This is a genomic window from Agrobacterium sp. CG160-95 (genome assembly GCF_053521725.1).
The window spans coordinates 37,324-56,596 of record NZ_JBNWDU010000009.1 but is presented as its reverse complement, the minus strand read 5'-3'; the positions used below and the strand labels follow the sequence as shown (position 1 = coordinate 56,596).

Genomic DNA, 19,273 nt, shown 5'->3' with positions numbered 1-19,273 from the left:
ACTGAAGGACAATGAGTGAATTCAATAGGATGACAGTGGTCGCCGCTGCTGAAGTTATTTCGGATAGCTATTCCCATAGCGACATTGATGTTCTCGAAGTGCAATGGGGAATTGAGGATCGGGGCGGAGGGGGCAGCAAATCGGCAAGAGTCGTCAGTCTCTCCAAGGCTGCTATCGAAGGTGGTCTGTTAGTCTATACGGAATCCGGCCAAGTCAGCTTGGAGCGTGCCATGATCGAGAAGGCCCTCACGAACTGGCTAACTAAAAAGGACACGGCGTCGTGGCAAAAGCTGAAAGCAGGTCTTAGGTTCGACGGTTTTGAAATCGTTGAACCTGATGAGGAAGACGACGTGTGGGGAAGACGAGCCGCCAAAGCATCCGCAACGCTTGTAAGAATGTTGCCAGCCGATGCGCCCGAGCTGGACATGAGAGAGGCTGAGAACGAAGTCATTCAACTTCTTAGGAAACACCAACTGACCACAGCCGAAGGCCATTTGTCTCGAGCGATGTCCGCGTTCCAGCGAGGCGAGTGGTCAGGTGCAAATGGCGAGCTTCGGAACTTCCTTGAGAGCTACTTTAACGAGATTGCGGTCCTGGCGGGTTGCGATCATACTTTGGACAGCCGGCAGAAGCGAGACTTCTTGGGTGGAAGCGTCACACCGCCGTTTCTCTTGGCAGATTACAATGAATGGAGTCCTGATGGAAAAAAATCTCCATTTGTCCAGGCACTTATGAGCCGGATGCATCCCCACGGTGGGCATCCCGGGCTGTCCGAAGAAGAAGACGCGACATTCAGGCTCCAGATAAATTTAGTTACCGCGAGACTATTTTTACGGCGCTTGGATCGTGGCCCATATTAACCGGCCCCATAGGAAACCTCTGTGCCGCGTGATCAGGGCGATGCGCAACTGTAACACGCGAACGGTACATGAATGTTAGACTTGTTCACTCCGCGATTCCCGCAAGAAAAACTCAACGATCATTTCCGTCTTATCTCGGCCGATCCAGACTACACAAAGGTGCAGCCCATCATTCAAAACTGGGCGACTGGCCTGCTGAATCGTAGGGGAGAGAGCCAGAAGTTCATCAAGGAATTTCAAACGACGTTCAATTCCTCGATGTGGGAGCTATATCTGAATAGAGCGCTCATTGATTTGAAATGCAGTGTGGACTTTTCAAAGTCGGCGCCGGATTTCTTTGTCCGAGGACCCGGAAACTACGAGTTCAACATAGAAGCTGTCGTCTCTGATCAGCCTCCGACTGCGAAGCAGCGGAAGACCTTTGACGCGCAAGATTTCAAGACTCGTGGTGCGCTTAAACTTGCCGGGAAGATCAGGGACAAGCTGGATCTGTTCCGCGGAAGGAATGGAAAGAAGCACCCGTATTCCTCGATGAGCCACGTGCAAGGTCGGCCGTTCGTCATTGCGATCGCCCCCTTCGATAGCGACCTATCGCTCACTCAAAATAACGAACTTATCAACATGGTCCTTTTTGGCTTGGCGCCGCCGGTGCTCGAAGGGCCAGACTATGGGAAGCAAGGCAAGATAACCTCGCTCCTGAAGCCTTCCGGTGCTCCGGTGGAGATGGGGATCTTCACGAACGATTCGTTCAAGGAGATCAGCGCCGTCTTCTTCTCGACGGTCGGAACCTTTGGAAAAGCAGTCGTTGAAAGTAAGATTAATAGGCTAGTCCGGGCAACCCGCTACAGGGTAATCGACAAGCACAAAATTGCGCCGGGTTCCGTGCTCTGGCAGGTCGGCACGCACCGGTTTCAGCGCGCCGCGCTGAATTACCTTCTCACGCAACGAGGAGAGAGCGAGCAACAGATCGGCGGCGCAGATGTGCTCATTCAGCACTCATCGTTTCATCGTGAAACCCATCTGGATGGGCTTCAGGTCTATTTTAATCCGTATGCAGAGGTGCCGTTTGACCCAAACTTCCCATGGCCCGCAGAAATCGCTCTCAATTACTACGACGTCGAAAGCGGGGAGCACATTCAAGCCCATCCTGACGGCGCGCTCGTCTCAAGGCAGGTTTATGCAATAACCCCCACATACATTCGGCTTCTGCTCGGCAGATACGGCTTTCTTCGATGAGGGGGAGCCGGATTGATGAGATGTCTAGATAATTTTCCCCGCACGCGATCTGGGAGGTGGCTCGAATGACTGATGCTGAACGACTGATGCAAGGCTTTGTCCACTTGCTTGCTCAAAGTCCGTTTCGGATCGCACCGGAGCGTGTTGACGAGCTGGTCAGGGAAATGCAGGGAGAGCCGTGGCCGCTGGACATCACCGCGGGGCGGGCAAACTTTACCGCTTATCCGTTGGAAAAGAAAATCACGGGGACCTACGCGGCGATGCTGAGCATATGGGCGGTAGCCGCCGCGGTGCTCGCGATGATGAACCTCGTGAGGGCTGCCGCTGCGGCGGGCAAATCAACGATCGTCATCGAGCCGGGTGGACCGGGCTCCGAAGTGGTGGAATTCAAGCACGCTGCCGTCGCCCTCATCAGGGATTCGGCGGCATCCTGGAGCGCGGATTTGCCTGCTCCATATCACGCGGCCCCGCTTTCTACGCCGGATGGACTCGTTGCCAATCTATTCCTGGCGGCGGCCAGCGTCGTCGTGCTGCACGAGTGCGGTCATATCGTGCAAAAGCACTTGCCAGACTCTCCCCAAGCTCACCAACAAGAATTCGAGGCTGACGCCTGGGCCGTGGATTGGATCCTGGCAAAGGTCATGGATGCAAAGGAACGCGAGTTCCGGACGCTTGCGATCTGCGTAGCCTTCATATGGATCGGCCTTATCGACGATGTACGCCGCGGCGGCACAACCCATCCGCACGCTGCGCAACGACTGGGTCAGGCTTTCGAACAGTTCTCCGGCTTGACCGACGAAAGTGAAGCGCTAGAGATCGGAAGCTATATGCTGAAAGCATTCTTCGATCCGACGACAGACCTGCCCCAGGCCGATTGCGCGAGAGAAGGGTTCGTGGACCGTCTCATTGATTATGTTCGGAGCCGATAGGGCTGCTGAAAGCTCAATTTCCCAATGCCCGACACATCTGTTACTGTCGAACTCGATGCAATCGGAAGAGCTTATCGAAGAAGTCGGTCACCCTCACTTCAGCGCCGGCCCCGACGAGTTCGTTCGCTCCGAAGCGATAGACTTCATATCCAGCAAGGCGCAGCTCGCGATCTGCTGACACCATTTCAGCATAGATCTTCAATGATGGACGATCGTTTTCCGCGAAATGGTGCTGGCCATCAACTTCGACCACGACGCGCTGCCTTCCGGGAAGAAGCAGCAAAAAATCCATGCGTTGACGTGGAAGTGGAAGGCGGTGACGCAGGGTCTTCACAACAGCAGGGTCATAATGAAGATAAACTTGTGGGAGGAGCGCCGGTAACGCCTCACCCAGGTCCGAACGGTACGCCTTGAAGTAGCCGGCGAAAAGCCTCCGTTCAGCTTCCGAGGCTAAAGATTCCTGCAAACGCGCTCCGAGACTCGCTGCGTTCCCGCCTGGTGTGACATCGCTCCACCAGTCGACGAGCTCGGACCAGCGAAGGCCGTTCGAACCGATCGGTCGTTCATAGACCAAACAGCTCTCCTCACCAGATAGAATGACGATGTCATTGTTGATGGCGTCGGCAAAGCCGATCTCTGGCTTCTTTCCCCGGGAGGCAAAGATCAAGTTCTTGGGCCGACCACCCACCCCTCTCACGATAGCACGGAACCCGAAGATCGGATGGCCTGAGAGCTCGCTTTTTTGTGCCAGCTCGTAACCGTCGCGTTCAAGGATCTTGTTGATAGCGCCGATCATCTGAAGCTGATCGTCACCCGACCTTGAAAGAGGGTGGACGGCCTCCTCCAGCAAAGCGGCGAAGCGTGCTCTGGAGCAATCAAACGCACCGATTTCACCAAAGAGATGCTCCACCGACCAGTCACCGGGGTTTTGATCCATGTGGCGGTCAACACGGTCACGCAAGCTTCGACCGTTGCTGCCAAGGAAATCATCGATGGGGGAGGAGAGAGGGAAGTAGCGTCCGACCATCTCCACCGTGCTACGCTCGCCCGCGAGATCGTCCCCGAAAGTGCGGGCGACATCTCGCCGTGTGATCTGCGAGAGAAGCGGCTCGCCCGCCTCGAGAACCTTTCGGCCGGCTTCGTCGAGATTGACGTCGCCGCGGTGGGCAGCAAATTTTAGTGCAAACTGCGCCAGTTGTGCCTCTGAAAGGGGCGAAAGGGCCATATCGATACGCTGCCGCTTCGACAGTCCATCCTCGCTGGGCACCACCAGTCCGGCAATTCGCGACGGCTCCTCGCTCAACTGGGTGTGGGTCATCCCCTGCAGCAGACTCATGAGTAAGGTTCGGATGTCACCCGCCATGTCCTGTCCTCTTAGGCAAAGCTAAGACGGCCGTGCAACCGTCGTATCGAGCCAGGCACTCGATCTTTACCGAATGCACGCTTTGGTGACAACCGCACCGAAAGTACAACCTGATGACCGACTTCATCAGGTATCCGCCTTCGGCCAGCGTAATTTGCCTCGACCTATACGCAGGGCCTCCACCAGCCTCGTGTTCCCCGACAACCGGCCTGAAAAAAGACTGGGCTTGGGATCGACGGCTGGCTTCCTAAAGGCAGCGATATGCTGATAGTCAGGTGTGGCCAACCAGGTCCGCCCGTCACCCTCGTCGGTGACTATCCGATAGAGGCCAGCAGGGGGGGCTACCTCGATATCAAGCAGACGACTGTAGTGTTCGACCGACCACTTTTGGATGCCGCCACTGAGTGCTTCCGTTCGAAAACGCGCCCAAAGAGCGGCCGTGTCAGGAGTCGGCCAGTTGCCGGCGTCGGTATAGGCGGTGATCTCGTCGGATTCGAGCCAGGCTCGCATCTCGGCCGGACTAACAAAGGCCGGCTTCGCATCTTCGATCGCCTCCATCGCCGCGCGCCGCGATGGGAGTCCCGCGCGGATAAGCATCGACATCATGAGTTGCGGAACGCCAGTTTCAACGGATGCTGCAGCGCCCCCGACTACCGTTTCCGGCGACCACCCGAGCGACATGCGGCGGGTACGCACAGCCTCGAGTGCCCAGACCAATCGATAGATGAACGCCTCCTCCACGGCGCGCATATTCTGCGGTCCTATCGTGGAAACATCCTCGCCAGCCACCCAACTGCGCAGGATCACCGTCCAGTTCGCAGGAAGCGCATTCGCCTTGCTCGGAATGAAGGGCCGCATGAAAAGCAGACGCTCACCGAGGCCGCTGAGGGCATCGACAAGCACGTCAATATCGCCGGCCAGCGCTGCGCCATCGGCCCGGTCGAGGAGTTCGGCCAGCACATCAGCCATTGCATCGATTGCAAGACCGGCCTCCAGTCCAACACCCATGGCAAAATGACCCCGCCTTGCAGGCGCCGTCGTGGTCTTCCAGATTAGCCTGGCACGCGCCTCCAACACCATTTTATGGAGCGGAGCGACGTCCTCGTCCTCGCGGGCGATCTGCCGGGCCCAGAGCGATCCGTTGAGAGCATCATCCAGGAGTTTCGGCAGGTCGGCGCTATCTGAGTCAAGCGCTTCTATCAGGCCAAATACGGTCGCATCGAGACGTTCGACGATCTGAGAAAGCGGCTCTTCTTCAATGGACTCCTCCTGCTCGGCATCATCGTCGTCACTATCGATGTCAGTCACATCAGCATCATTTTGTCTCGACGCAGCCAAGCGCTCTGCCAAAGAAGCTTCCTCCCCAGGTGATCTCCAGGCTTCACGGGCGTTGGCGAGATATTCCCAGGCATCTTCGCGATCGAGAATTCCTTCCCGCGAAAGTCGCTCCAGAATCTCGGCGACGATTTGGATGAGACCGCTCTTGAGCGTACGGGCTTTGGCTGAAGCAACGAGCTTTCGCCATTCCCTCTTTCGCCAATCGACCCTGTCGAACATTACGTGGACAATGAGCCCTTCGACATCCACGAAGGCGCGGCCCGCGCGGCCGGCGACATTCGCAAACTCCTCTCCCTGGATCTTTTCTGACGCCCGATACAACGTGGGCACCAGTAGCACAGCGGCGTTCAGGTTAAGGCCTTGCGACAACGTCGGTGATGCGATGATCACCTTTAGCGTTCCCTCAGAAAGCAACGATTCCAGCTCACGCAGGAATGGACTTGGAAGCCGACCGTGGTGAATGGCAACGCCCACTTTCAGGCAGGCAACTGCGGGATGTTCCTCGCCGAGCCATTCCTTTCCGATCTCCAGGGCGCGGGCGATCGACCCTTCATCGTCCAGAAGGGACTGAAGATAGCCGCGCTTGCAGAGGTCGACGACCTGTTTGCCGTAGCTCTCGACCCAATTCGCTTGGGTGGAAAAGATCAAAGTCCGCTTGCCTTGGCCTGCGAACTCCCACGCTGCAAACAGAGTGAGATGCGAGTTCTGGCGGGGATAAGAATTTTTCTCCCTCCCTAGTGGGGGCTTTTCGACAACAAATTTGTCGAGAAAGGGGCCGTTCTCATCAAGGTCTAGCCGAAGCAGCGCGTCCTTACCCCGCCAGGTTAGTGCGCCGAACCGCTGACGCGTGGGGCGCCAGTCGGACCGAACCGGCCCGCCCGGTTCGTCCGAGCGGATCCACGCGGTCAAATCGTCGAGTTCGTCGCCACTCGGCAATATAGCGGAAAGACATACAATTCGGCGGTCTCCCGCGTCCGCGCGTCGAAGCAGACGCTGTACCAACGTCTCGTACCGGATTTCGCGCTCGCTCGGGCCGATCATATGTCCTTCATCCAGGACGATCAGGCCGACGTCATCGATGAGCGAAGGGTCGCTTCTCAGCGCAAAGTCGAGCTTCTCGGGCGTGGCGATGATGATCTCGCGGGTTCGCAAGGCATCCTCGTCACCAGCCGAAACACCGCTCGCGCCATAGAGCGAAGAGACGCTGAAGCCGAGCGGCGCGAAAGTCTTTCTGAAAGAGCGTTCGGTCTGCGCGGAGAGGGCGCGCAGCGGTGTGACGATCAGCACCCGGCGGGCCGACGACAAGGTCATCAGTGCTGCGATCTCCGCAACACGCGTCTTGCCGGCACTAGTCGGTAAGGCGACGACGAGATCGTCGGTAACGTCAGTGGAACGCCGGGCCGCTTCGCGTTGCGATGGCCATAGCTCCACCTCGGACGTCTTGCGGGCGTAGAGCGATGAGATGAACAGCCGCCGTAGATCCGGGTATCTTTCCTCCGTTCCGTCCGGAGGCTCGGTCGGTAGGTTCTGGTGTAGCGAGTGCTGCCAGAGGTCATCGATCAGGTGGAGACAGAGGTTCGAAATCCACCACAGGGGGACGTTCTCGGCGTTGTCCGCAAGACTGACTGCGGTCCGCAGCAATGCACGTGCATCCTCGATCGGCTCGGTTTCACCTGTCTCGAGCGCGAAATCAAAATGTGCGAGAGCGCGACAGATCGTCGTGTTGAGTATGGTCGACAGAACCTCATCGATGTCGGGTTCTTCGCCGCGAAGCACCTCGGCAATCTGCTCATCTCCATGGGCGGCATCATTCAGCCAATCACGGACGAAAGCACGCATTTCGCCGAGATCGCGCAGGATTAGGTGCCTGATCGCCGCCTCGCCCGGCGATACATTGAGGTCCTCCGCGGTCTCGTTGAAGAGCGAATAGGCGACGGCCGAGAAACCGGCAAGGTGGTAGGTTGCGGCAGCCAGCATCCGGCGGAAACCGCGATCGGCCGCCCCCGGATCGCCGTTGCGCACGAGGGCTTCGAAGGCGTTGGCGGCACGTTCAAACGCCTTGCTAGTCAATTCCGAGGGGCCAGCTTGAGCGCGTAGCGCCATCGCACCTCGAAGCAGGGCAAAGGCGTGCTCTGCAAGATCGGTCTCGATTGTCACGCCGAGCGGCGGCGCATTGGGCGGCAGGACACCTTCCTCGCGCATCAGTGACCAGGCGGCGCCGCGATAGAGGAGGCGCCCAAGAATGCCGTCGACAGTTGCGGCTTCCAGAAAAGTGGTCAGCTCGTCAATCGTCTCCAAGATCTTCCGCCTCCTGATACATCGCCTTGATGAAGTCTTGGTGATCTTCGACGTGAATATTCACTACGTAGTGGTCTCGGTTGGTTCCCGCAGCTTGGAGGTCGTCTTTCAGCGAAGCGTGCGGACCATTGCCCGAGACAGTGAAGAGCATGTGGTCGATGCGATCGGCGCGGAGAGACTTCAATCCCACCTCGTCGCGGAGGCTTCGGCCCAATGCATTGTCGTCCAGGTCGTTGCTGTCGAGCAGGCGATTGGCGACGAACAGCAGAGAATCGGGTGTACAGCGCCCGTTGTCACGGTCGAGCACCTTGCGGGCGCTCGTGACGGTAGCCTTCCCAAGCCTCGCATTGCTCTTGGCCTCGCCTTTCAGGAGCCAGAGCTTTTCGCCAGCCCCGTCGTAGCCAGCGCCTATAAAGTCATCGCCGCGCATGGCCATGTTGCGGCCATCCTTGTAGCGAAGACGGCGTACAGGAACGCGCAGGCCGATCTCTTCTTCCACCAACTCCGTTGCAAGAATTTCGCCAAGATCGCCAGAACGGCCCTTTGGCGTTTGAGGCATTGCCTCGCTAAGTATTGTGGCAGCAACATTGTAGCCGAGCCGCTTTACGTCATCGGCAATGCGTTCAAGGCGGTCGTAGTGCGAGCGGATGGTCTCGGCGAGGTCGTCTCTGATATCGTCTCGGCCTCCATCCTTCTCGATATAGGTCCAGTAACGCTTCCGCTTATCCCTTTCTCTGGTGGCATCGCACCATCGTTCGTAGAGCCCCACGCATTCCCCCGAGTTGATTCACACGCGGCCAAGCATATCAGAATCATGTATATCAATGATTGTATATAGACTTCCGCCAACCTTACGAAAACTGCACAGTCACTCACGCTTTTCGTCCGAAATGGGCGCGCGAACGGACCTTCCAACTTCGAAGGGCATGAGACCGTTGTGGGCTCGGGCCCGAGACGCATAGCCTTCACGTCTTCACCAACCCGCTTTGTCGCTAACGATCGAAACCTGCGACGTGAGAAGGCGCTCCTCACGGTTGAGCCAAGTTCCTTCTTAGCGTGGGGCAGATCGCAAGGCTTCGCGAACCCGGTGTGGGACAGAAACCCCCTTGTGATGAAATAGGTCGAGGACACCTCAGGCGTTAGTAGATAGCCCGAAAACGAGCGAAGCGCGCCGATCGTCTCGTGACTAGACAATCCCCCACGCCCGAAACCTCGCCCTCCCCGTCATCTCTCTCAGCCCCAGCTCCAAAACAATCCGCCGCGCCGCCTGCGGCGTCACCTCGAGCGTCTTTGCCACCATTTTTGCCGACACCAACGGTTTGGCCATCACCAACTCAACCAGCTCCGGCAGTTTTGAAGACGTCCGGCGCCCATCGAGCTTTCGCTCCATCAGTGTTAGAGCCAGCGTCAGCCGGTCATGCTCTTTCATGCCGATCTCGGCGGCCGCCAAAAATCCGTGGGCGATGGCCAGCAGCCGGGTTTCCCGATCGCGATGCCGGCGCCGATCGACGGGGATGGTTTTCAGGCCGAGATTGATGGCTGCGAGATGGGCACCGGTGGTGATGCCGGCCTGGCGCAAGATCGACGCGGCGAGCAGCCGGCCGAGCCAGGGCGCATGCTGAAGGACGGACAGTTCGTTCCAGGCATCGAGGGCGATGATGGCCTGCAGCACCGCCGGCAAATCGTTTGCCTGCCGCAACACGCCGCGCCATTCGTTGAGCCTGGAATCCTCGTCCCAGTCGAGGTCATAGACCAGCGGATCTTTTTCCGCCGCGCCGCCTCGGCCGGGCCGTGTTGCATTCTCGATTGCCGCCTCCGATCGGGCCAGAACCGCATCGATGGCGGCGTAGTCGACGCCGGGGAGATTTTCGACGTCATCACCATCCTCCCCCTCCCCTTCCGGATTGGTTGCGACCGCGCGCTGAATGGCATCGGCGGTCGTCGCCTCGTCTGTGTCGGCCGATGTGATCTCCGAGGTTTTTCGCAGTGTCCGAATGCCGTCGGCGGATAGCGCCCAGCCATGTGGTTGGGTGGCAATGCGCCGGCGAGTGCGCAGGACGTCGCGGGCAATTGTCAGTTCGTGGGTCGGTGTGCGAATATCCTTCGTCGCGTCGTGCAGGACGAGGTCTTCGAGATGGACGAGTTCGCCGTCAATCCACAGCGAGGCACAGGCATCGGTGAACTGGGTGCGTTCGAGGAAGCCCGGACCGACCGGCGAGCGTGCGATACGCTCGTCCAGACGGGTGAGCGCGATGCCGGCGTCGAAAGCTGGCCGCATCAGGGCTGTCATGCTGATTTTCGAAAAATCGTAAGCCATTGATATTATGGTAAATGATTTCTTATAGGAACTCTATGGAAAAGTTTGGGTTCGCCACATGGTATGGTTGGCGGTTGATGTCCTAACCATCGATAAGTACCACTTATCGATGGTAGTTGATTTCGCGGCGCAAATCGAGGAAAATCGGGGCAAATCACGGTGCCAACGGCCGCCGAAACCCGCGAATCTGGAGCCTATCGTGCCTAAAGCGAAGACATCACACACGTCCGTCGAGCGGCGCGCCGAGGAGCTCGATACCATCGCGTCCGTTTTGCCGCTCGAACGCCGCGACGAGCTTGCCGAGCTGTTGACCGATGATGACATCGAGACGCTGCGGCATCTCGTTAATCAGGGAATGGGCGACAATACACTGAGGGCCCTGACGTCTGATCTTGCCTACCTGGAGGCCTGGGGTCTCGCTGCCACCGGACAGTCCCTGCCCTGGCCGGCGCCCGAGGCGTTGCTGCTCAAATTCGTAGCCCATCATCTGTGGGATCCGGAAAAGCGCGCAAGTGACCCCAACCACGGCATGCCCGATGATGTCGACAAAAATCTAAGGCGTCAGGGTTTCCTGAAATCCGTCGGCCCGCACGCGCCTGACACGGTGCGGCGCCGGCTGGCCAGCTGGTCGACATTGAGTAAGTGGCGCGGCCTTACGGGTGCCTTCGCATCCCCTGCTCTTAAGTCAGCCATTCGTCTGGCCGTGCGCGCCGTTCCGCGAACCCGTGCGCGCAAGAGCGCAAAGGCCGTCACTGGCGACGTTCTGGCAAAGCTGCTGGCGACGTGCGAGTCAGACAGCCTGCGCGATCTACGCGACAAGGCAATCCTGATGGTCGCCTTTGCTTCCGGCGGCCGTCGACGCAGCGAGATCGCCAGGCTACGCGTCGAGCAGCTGACAGTCGAGCCACCGATCGAGGTGAACGACGGTTCCCCCCTCCCCTCACTTGCCATCGATCTTGGTCGAACCAAAACGACGACAGGCGAGCAGGACGATGTCGTCTATCTCACAGGCCGACCTGTCGAGGCGCTGAACGCCTGGCTGGCGGCCGCAAAGATCGAAAAGGGCAGCGTGTTTCGGGGAATTGGGCGATGGGGCACCGTTTCGCGGCGTGCGCTCGATCCGCAGTCGGTCAATGCGATCCTGAAGCAGCGGGCACAGATGGCCGGGCTAGACAGTGGGGAGTTTTCGGCGCACGGGTTACGATCGGGATATTTGACGGAGGCCGCCAATCGCGGAATTCCTCTTCTCGAGGCGATGGAGCAGTCCAGACACCGGTCGATGCAGCAGGCTTCCAGCTACTATAACAACGCTACACGGCGAAGCGGGCGTGCGGCATGCATTCTGTAATGGCGCTCATGCGTAGCATCAGACGCCCCGGCTTGTGGGAACTGGTTGCACAGTCAATCGGTCTCCCTGAAGACCTAGGCAGGGTCGGAAAGCCCGCTTCTCTGACGTTCTCCACAGGCTGGCATGCCTCCCTCTGCCTAAGTCGATGATCGATACGTGCAGAAGCAAGGCAGGCTTCACCAGAGACGATCAAAGAGAGAGCGCCCAGTTGGCGCCTCAGACGATTACCCGCAAAGGAAAACCGAGCGTGGTTGTTGTTTCTGCAGAGGAGTGGCTGAAGAAAATTACTCGCAGGGGATCGCCTGCGGAATTTCTGTCGGCATCGCCCCTATACGGCGCCGACTTGGATACTGAGAGACAACACGACGAGCCCCGTGGCCTGTCCTTGTGAGACTTCTACTCGATACGAATGTTCTGTCGAAAGTTACAAAGCCTCGCCCTGATGAAGGGTGTCTGAAGTGCCTTGACGGGCTGGACGTGGATCGAACCTTAATCAGCATCGTCTCTATTGCTGAAACTCGCCGCGGTGTCGCGCTGATGGATAGCGGGTGGCGCCTTGGACGAACGGCTCACGCATGATCCGCCTCAACGCTTAAGAAAACAGGATTATTCCGGTGGCAGGTCATGCCGCCTTCGCCTAGGCCTATCTTATGGCGCTTGCCAAGCGAAATGGTCGCCGGCTCGCCTCGATGGATGGCTCGATGGTTGCTACAGCCGTCGCTCACCCATTGACCCTTGCGACGCCCAACATCAAGGATCTAGAAGGCTTCGGAATAAAAATCAGTGATCAGTGGGTGGACTGATCTGGCCGTTGCTTTTCGATTGAAAGGGCTGGACTGAATGCTCTCCTACAAAATTCTCAGGAGTCACGCCGTAATCTTCTTATTGCTCACTGCACGCCCTTGATCTGGCTGCATGAAGTCATCCATCACGTGATTGAGCACTCGCGAATTGTGAAAGGCAAGCAAGGCTCGTTCCTTGGGTTGGCCCACGATGTATGCCGAGCATAAGAGCGGCAGCGTGAAATTATTCAGCCGCCTAAACATTTTTGAACAAATCGGCGTCCGATATGGCGTTCGGATCCTCTGGCCTGTCCTTTGGCTGCAGCATAGGCTGTTGAGGCGATCTCTCGCGTTTCTCGACGATAGAGCTAAGAGCCAAACTATCACTTATGCGTTGGATGCCGCCATCGATGATGCATTGCGCGAGGATCTTGGTACGCAGGCAGGTATATCATCGATCTCCGACAGCACCTTAGTCCAGGACAGCCTGCAGTATTTGAGATGATCGACCGCCCAAGGGGATACTTTTTTCGTGGACGAAAGTGCAGTGGATGGCCGGCTTTGCGCTGCTCGTTTCGAGTTTCGATGAGATCTATGACCGCTTCTACCCAATCCCATTTACGAACTGCGAAAAGAACCTGATATCTCAAGCAAAATTCGCTGCCTGGGAAAAATCTGGAGCGGGATCCGACAAACGGTCTCTACCCTCGTGACCGCCCTCCTCTGCCGACAGGCAGAGATCTCTCTGCTGTCCCTCCAGATAAGCAGGCTTTCTGAAGTTCCCCCCATTCCAATTTTAGTAGGCATTTCCGCTGCAGATGCCCCGCTACCAAGGGGAATATTTCGAGAGCAAATAATGGGCGCAGCGAGGATTCGGTCCTTCTGGTGGTTCTGGTAGTCAAATTCCTCACTTGCCATGTGCTTGGGATATTCTGATCAGCTGCCTTAACTGGCCGATAGGTCTTTCAAACGACACAGACCGTCGAAGGGCGCTGTCCATTTTCAGTCCCTCGGCAATCCGATCGATACGTTCGCTAAACAAGTGTGTTTTTTCGACTGTTCTTTTGCGCCGTCGTGTAGTTGGCGCGAAAGCTGATTGTCGAGCGAACCCAAGTTGCTTTCATGGCGGCAAAGGCTGCATCAACCTGACAAAAATGCAGCCTTTTCAAGAGAAGCGCCAGGACGCAATCAAGGCGGTGTAGACGGCTCCGGAAAAGGCTAGACTTCGTCGGACGTTTTCCTCGGCTAGACCCCGGTGCCCGGCCTTTAACAATTTTGCCCGGGTCAAAACTGATTTAATACCCTGCCAGGCTCGTTCCCTGGGGCCGGGACGGGCGACAAAGGCTTTCACGCGCCCTGAACCGCACCGCCGGCTTGAAGCCGCAGCCAGCAGCACTGACCCGACAAGAGGCGACTTTTTGTCCGCTGATATCTGTGAACGGGCAGAATTGATCCGTACAGTACAAGCAGCGAAGGCGTGAGCGCATCATCGATGATTTTGCGACAGTTGATATCCCAGGTCCAAGGGCGAAAACCTTGTCAGCTGACAAGGTTTTGGAGACGCGGCTCTGGCTACGGATCAGCTCATCTCTTGAAGAAGCCCAGATACCAGATCATCAGTTGTCGCGACCGCTAAAGTTCGCCCAGCTACCAGTGTCAGCGGTTTACGACGCTCGCTACCGACAACCTTGTCAGCTGACAAGGTTTGCAGTCCTCCATCAACTTCAACGGTCAACAGTCATACCGAGGCCGGGGCACGGCGCAGGGGGCAGGGGGCAGGGGGCAGTTGATCTCATGCAAAACCGTCACCGCAACCCAGACGACCTACACCAAGCGACAATATCCAATTGAGCAGCGCAGGGACGTGGACAACCGGCATTCCTGATGCATTTACATCCGAGCCCGTAAGGTGCAGCAACAGACGGATCTGATTATGCTGTGACAGAATGTGCACTTCAGTGTGAGGATAACCTCTGCTGCTCGATCCCTCGACCCAAGGCCACCAACAGCGCGCGTAGGAACGGAAACTATGAAATCCGACCGCCGAGGTAAAATGGACATGAATACGGGGAGGGGGCGAGGGGGCGAACAGGCTGCGACCACCATATTCTTCAGGCCACTGACCTGATTCCGTAATTCGTTTAGCCTCACGCCCAATGGCCGCTTAGTTCGATTGCCCAAACCCTGAACCAAAACAAGGGCTGGTGAACTGTCGTGGCGATCGGACGGCGACCCACAGCGCCCTGTGGCTCGCTAAAGAAACTTTCGTACCGCACAGCCCCATTAACGGCGCCGCTGAGCGGGGCAGGGGGAGCCCGACAAAGGCTTCTTTAAACCTGTTCGGCTACGCGCTGAAGAATTTTCCGGGACTTCATATTGAGCGTTGTCAGATGAACCAGCGGATCGATGTCGCCAACCAATGGAACCTCTACCGATATCGTGGCATGGCCAGCAACTTTGTTTAGCAATTGGCTCAACCCCAATATGCCATCCCCTGGCGCCAACCGTCCTGCCCGGGCCTCGGTCATCATGTTTTCTGGACGCTTGGGTGCCGGCCCCACTACGTCACAGAGCTGCACATGCCGTACGATATCAGTTTTGATCTCGTCAATCTTTCCGCCATTTCGAAAAAAGTGAATGGCGTCGACCAAGATACCTGCATTGTCTTGGCCGGACGCCGTGACCAGCGCAGCAGCCTTGCTATAGGTGGTGATAGTGCGCCAACCCATATTCTCAACGTCGACAGCCAGCCCATATCGTGCGGCAAGCTGGCAGAACTCCGTCAAGTTGCCGATTAGCCGTTGCAAGTCGCCATCGTCGCCGCATGCGGACAGGCGCTTGGCTCCAATATCGGCGGCGGCGGCAACGATGTGTTCGACGAGGGCAGCGTTAAAATCCGGGCCGATAATGAAAAACTCGATATCAAAAACGTTGATGCCTTCGCTGTCGAGTAGAGTTCGAAACTCCATTGCATCCCTGCTGCCCTGCGGCAGCTTGTAATAGGGTGCCCCAGGGAAAGCGGGATGCAGCCGAAGCCCTACGGAATTGAACCCTGCGACTGCAGCATGCCTGACGAACTGCTGGGGCGGCAGTTGGATCGCAGAGAAATGGGCGATGCCGACGAGCGACTCTTTCACCGCATCGGTCATCGCACAACTCCGGTACGAGCCAAATGATCAAGCAGGTTAGCGCCGGTGCGATGGATGTGCTGACGAAGCTTGTCAGTCGCGTAATCGCTGTCTCTCGCCACAGCGCCCTGAGCGATTTCACTATGCTCCTGGCTGACATTTCGATCGCCTGAAGTCTGGGTCAGGAATTTTCTGCGATATCGATCATTTAGATTGAGTAGGGTCCTGCAGAACTGCAGGAGAAGCGGCTTTCCGCAGCCCGAAATAAGGGTTAGATGGAAGTCGCGATGCGCCATCTCCCAATATTCGAGAGTTTCCGGCTTGTTCGCATCGCGGTCGGCACGGTTGAGCTTGTGAAGCGCGCGCATGACATTGCTTTCCCACTCCGCGTCACCGAGCCTAATCGACTCTTTCAACGCGAAAACCTCCAACTCCTCGCGAAGACTCGTGATCTCTTCCAGATTTGCCAGTGATACTGGCGCGACCCGGTAGCCGCGATTGTCTTCAAACTCTACCAGCCCGTCGGAAATCAAGCGCGCAAGCCCTTCGCGCAAGGGGCTGAGGCTCACATTGAATGACTGTCGCGCCTTGTCGAGATTGATCTTGCTGCCAGCCTCCAGCCCTCCGGAAATAATTGCTTCGCGCAGCCGGAATGCCAGTTGGCTTCCAATCGTATTCTTGCCGTCATCGGCAAAGTCACCATTTCCAGCTTGCTCGCTGGGTGCGTCGGGTGATGCACTCTGTCGCTTCATAAAACCTCCCACGCGAATGTCGCGCTTGGTTGATGGGCGATATTATAAACGATTATTCTTGTCAACGAATTTGGAGTTTTCCATCATCGTTTGACAGGACAATCCAGAATATCGAGAAAAAACGCCGATATCGGCTATTTATCTCACAATTTTGTAATTTCACCAATCCTGACGCTGGGGGCGTTGATGAGCGCTTGACAGATAATCGATTATTTACGTATCACTCGAGCGTTGGGAGGTAACGATGGTGATTAAATCTGAAAGAGACTTAACGCCCGCCGTGATTGCGGCCATGGGCCAGACCTCTGATCCAAGGATGCGGGACATCCTGATGGCGCTGGTGAAACATCTCCATGCTTTCGTTCGCGAAGTGCGGCTGACCGAGGTGGAATTCCGTGAAGCGACTGCTATTCTCAACGAGATCGGCCAAATGCAAACCGACAGTCATAACGAATTTGTCCTCATGTCCGGCTCACTTGGCGTTTCGTCCCTTGTCTGCCTGCTCAATAACGGTGACAAGGGGCAAACAGAGACTTCACAGTCGCTTCTTGGACCATTTTGGCGCCTGAATTCTCCGAGAGTTGAAAACGGCGGCACGATCATCCGGTCCTACACGCCTGGTACCCCGCTTTTCGTCCATGCTCGTGTAATCGATCGCGAAGGCAATCCGATATCAGGTGCCGAAGTCGACGTCTGGCACGCATCCCCTGTCGGTCTTTATGAGAACCAGGATCCGGATCAGGCGGAAATGAACTTGCGCGGCAAATTCACGACGGACGGGGAGGGACGTTTCTGGTTCCAGACAGTCAAGATGGTTGGTTATCCCATCCCCGTCGATGGAGTCGTCGGACGCATGCTCAAGGCTCAGGGCCGTCATCCTTATCGACCAGCACATTTGCACGCGCTGATCTTCAAGCGGGGCTACAAGACGCTGATTTCGCAGGTTTTCGATCCGAGCGATCCGAATATCGAATCCGACGTTCAGTTTGGCGTGACTGCGGCACTCACCGGCGATTTCATTCGCCACGACGAACCGCATCCAACCAACCGAGACATTCAGGCGCCGTGGTTCTCGCTCGACTACACTTATGTCATGGAAGCAGGCGAGGCTCTCTTGCCGCGCCCGCCAATAAAATAACGTTATTTGGAGCCGGATAATGATTACCGAGGAACAACGCCAGTCAGCAGCCAGGGCCATCCTGGAGGCCGAAACCACGCGGACTCCCATTGTCCAACCCAGCAAAACTTATCCCGAGCTCGAAATTGAGGATGCGTATCGCATTCAGGCGCTTTGGGCCGAGTTGCGTGTGTCGCGCGGTGCGCGGATTGTCGGCCACAAAATAGGTCTGACGTCTCGCGCCATGCAAATGGCATCCAAGATGACCGAGCCGGATTATGGGGTGATCCTGGATGATGCGCTCTACAATGATGGCGCGCAAATTAATGCGGATTTGTTCATCAAGCCACGCCTGGAAGTCGAGTTGGCGTTCGTAATGGGTGAAGACCTGGAAGGAGCGGGCACCCGTATCTATGACGTCATGCGCGCGACGGAGTTCATTCTGCCTGCGCTCGAGATCATCGATTACAGAACCGAAGTTCCGCGTGCGATTACCGACACAATCGCCGACAATGCAGCCTTCGGAGCAATCGTCGTGGGTGGGCGGGTGATCCGCCCGTTTGATATCGACATACGCTGGGTCGGAGCAACTCTGTCGAAAAACGGCATTATCGAAGAGTCGGGGGTTTCAGCCGCGATCATGGGTCATCCGGCCGCCGGCGTTGCCTGGCTGGTCAACAAACTTCATGCCGTCGGCGGCGGCTTGAAAAAAGGTCAGATCGTCCTTGCGGGCTCATTTACGAGACCGGTCGACATCATAAAGGGCGATGTCATTCAGGCTGATTATGGGCCAGTTGGCTCGATCGGCGTCTCTTTTACGTGAGGTAGAGATGGATCTTCCAGTCAATAAATTTAAAGCAAAACTGCAGGCCGGGCAAAGCCAGATAGGACTTTGGTGCGGGCTTCCAGGGAGCTACGCTGCCGAAATCGTGGCGCCAGCCGGCTTCGATTGGCTGTTGTTTGATACCGAACATTCCCCCAGCGACGTGCTGACCGTGCTGCCACAATTGCAGGCGATCGCCGCCTACGATGTCGCCCCGGTGGTGCGCCCAGCTGTCAACGATCCTGTGCTGATCAAGCGATTCCTAGATATTGGTGTACAATCTCTTCTAATACCCTTTGTTCAAAATGCAGACGAAGCGAAAGCCGCGGTGGAAGCAACCCGCTATCCACCGAAAGGAATTCGAGGCGTTTCGGCCCTTACGCGTGCCACACGTTTCGGCAGGGTAAAGAATTATGCCCAGCAGGCGGAGGGGGAGATTTGTGTTCTCGTTCAAGTCGAAACGCGGGAGGCTATTGCTCATATCGAGGCCATGGCATCGGTCGAAGGGGTGGACGGGATATTTATCGGCCCGGCGGATCTCGCAGCCAGTTTCGGCTATCCGGGACAACCAGGCCATCCGGAAGTGGTCGAGGCGATTGAAAATACGATCGCATTACTCAAACGGCTCGGAAAGCCGGCAGGAATACTCACGCCTGACGAGAAGTTCGCGGCACGTTGCATGGAATTGGGAACGCTGTTCACTGCCGTCGGTGTCGATGTCGCATTGCTGGCGCGCGGATCAGAAGCACTGGCGGCCAGGTTCTCGAAACAGTTGTAGACATGCGAGCTTCCGGGCACGTCGTCAACGAACTTGTGCCTACGGGCGTGAACCGATTGGAATGTGAGAGCGATGCGGCCATCCGATCCAAACGCGTGCCAACTCGCATTCGAGGCCGAGACCGGTCCGACCGTATCGGTGTCAACAGTCTTTCCATCCAGCCTGATAGACAGCATGCACCTGCGCGCGGCGGCGTCTCGCTCC

The 19,273-nt window shown here is 57.1% G+C and carries 14 protein-coding genes and 1 pseudogene; 9 read left to right on the top strand and 6 right to left on the bottom strand.

The genetic code is table 11. The features are described from left to right. The first annotated feature begins 11 nt into the window (after positions 1–11). From ACQZ63_RS24360 to ACQZ63_RS24350, 3 genes are all read left to right on the top strand, one after another. On the top strand, positions 12–860 hold the full coding sequence (locus ACQZ63_RS24360; RefSeq protein ID WP_448799439.1) for a hypothetical protein: 849 nt from the start codon (positions 12–14) through the stop codon (positions 858–860). A gap of 72 nt (positions 861–932) precedes the next feature. Further along, complete coding sequence (locus ACQZ63_RS24355; RefSeq protein ID WP_173998051.1) at positions 933–2,096, top strand: hypothetical protein; 1,164 nt, start codon at positions 933–935, stop codon at positions 2,094–2,096. 65 nt (positions 2,097–2,161) lie between these two features. Further along, a complete protein-coding gene (locus ACQZ63_RS24350) occupies positions 2,162–3,025 on the top strand; it encodes a phage exclusion protein Lit family protein (protein ID WP_173998049.1) in 864 nt (287 codons plus the stop codon). A gap of 40 nt (positions 3,026–3,065) precedes the next feature. Here ACQZ63_RS24350 and ACQZ63_RS24345 read toward each other — a convergent pair whose 3' ends face one another. The 4 genes from ACQZ63_RS24345 to ACQZ63_RS24330 all read right to left on the bottom strand — a co-directional run bounded on the left by ACQZ63_RS24345 (position 3,066) and on the right by ACQZ63_RS24330 (position 10,350). Beyond that, positions 3,066–4,388, bottom strand: a complete 1,323-nt coding sequence (locus ACQZ63_RS24345) for an AbiJ-related protein (RefSeq protein ID WP_173998047.1) — start codon at positions 4,386–4,388, stop codon at positions 3,066–3,068. Positions 4,389–4,514: 126 nt separating this feature from the next. Further along, positions 4,515–7,883 carry a DEAD/DEAH box helicase gene (locus tag ACQZ63_RS24340; RefSeq protein ID WP_448799437.1) on the bottom strand — a complete coding sequence of 1,123 codons (3,369 nt, stop codon included), beginning with the start codon at positions 7,881–7,883 and terminating at the stop codon, positions 4,515–4,517. 127 nt (positions 7,884–8,010) lie between these two features. Continuing rightward, the gene (locus tag ACQZ63_RS24335) at positions 8,011–8,793 is read right to left on the bottom strand and encodes a HamA C-terminal domain-containing protein (RefSeq protein ID WP_173998043.1); all 783 of its coding nucleotides are present in this window, start codon (positions 8,791–8,793) and stop codon (positions 8,011–8,013) included. A 417-nt stretch (positions 8,794–9,210) separates the two neighbouring features. After that, positions 9,211–10,350, bottom strand: coding sequence for an RHE_PE00001 family protein (locus ACQZ63_RS24330; RefSeq protein WP_173998337.1), 1,140 nt, complete (start codon positions 10,348–10,350; stop codon positions 9,211–9,213). Positions 10,351–10,540: 190 nt separating this feature from the next. Here ACQZ63_RS24330 and ACQZ63_RS24325 point away from each other — a divergent pair, with 190 nt between their 5' ends. The 3 genes and pseudogenes from ACQZ63_RS24325 (at position 10,541) to ACQZ63_RS24315 (ending at position 12,492) form a co-directional block, all read left to right on the top strand. Then, the gene (locus ACQZ63_RS24325; protein WP_025590875.1) at positions 10,541–11,689 is read left to right on the top strand and encodes a site-specific integrase; all 1,149 of its coding nucleotides are present in this window, start codon (positions 10,541–10,543) and stop codon (positions 11,687–11,689) included. Between the two features lie 145 nt (positions 11,690–11,834). Beyond that, on the top strand, positions 11,835–12,080 hold the full coding sequence (locus tag ACQZ63_RS24320; protein WP_025590874.1) for a type II toxin-antitoxin system prevent-host-death family antitoxin: 246 nt from the start codon (positions 11,835–11,837) through the stop codon (positions 12,078–12,080). Then, positions 12,077–12,492: pseudogene (locus ACQZ63_RS24315) on the top strand (PIN domain-containing protein). The gene ACQZ63_RS24320 and the pseudogene ACQZ63_RS24315 overlap by 4 nt, the downstream one beginning before the upstream one ends. Positions 12,493–14,801: 2,309 nt before the next feature. Here the strand turns inward: ACQZ63_RS24315 and ACQZ63_RS24310 are convergent. Together ACQZ63_RS24310 and ACQZ63_RS24305 are read right to left on the bottom strand one after the other, a co-directional pair. Continuing rightward, a complete protein-coding gene (locus ACQZ63_RS24310) occupies positions 14,802–15,620 on the bottom strand; it encodes a sugar phosphate isomerase/epimerase family protein (RefSeq protein WP_025591812.1) in 819 nt (272 codons plus the stop codon). Further along, positions 15,617–16,351, bottom strand: coding sequence for a GntR family transcriptional regulator (locus tag ACQZ63_RS24305; protein WP_025591811.1), 735 nt, complete (start codon positions 16,349–16,351; stop codon positions 15,617–15,619). Before ACQZ63_RS24305 ends, ACQZ63_RS24310 begins: the two co-directional genes overlap by 4 nt. Before the next feature lie 244 nt (positions 16,352–16,595). Here ACQZ63_RS24305 and ACQZ63_RS24300 point away from each other — a divergent pair, with 244 nt between their 5' ends. The 3 genes from ACQZ63_RS24300 to hpaI are packed head-to-tail and all read left to right on the top strand — an operon-like array spanning position 16,596 to position 19,069. Continuing rightward, a complete protein-coding gene (locus tag ACQZ63_RS24300) occupies positions 16,596–17,489 on the top strand; it encodes an intradiol ring-cleavage dioxygenase (RefSeq protein ID WP_013637041.1) in 894 nt (297 codons plus the stop codon). Between the two features lie 19 nt (positions 17,490–17,508). Then, the gene (gene hpaH / locus ACQZ63_RS24295; protein WP_013637040.1) at positions 17,509–18,291 is read left to right on the top strand and encodes a 2-oxo-hept-4-ene-1,7-dioate hydratase; all 783 of its coding nucleotides are present in this window, start codon (positions 17,509–17,511) and stop codon (positions 18,289–18,291) included. A 7-nt stretch (positions 18,292–18,298) separates the two neighbouring features. Beyond that, positions 18,299–19,069, top strand: coding sequence for a 4-hydroxy-2-oxoheptanedioate aldolase (hpaI, locus tag ACQZ63_RS24290; protein ID WP_025591807.1), 771 nt, complete (start codon positions 18,299–18,301; stop codon positions 19,067–19,069). Positions 19,070–19,273: the final 204 nt, after the last annotated feature.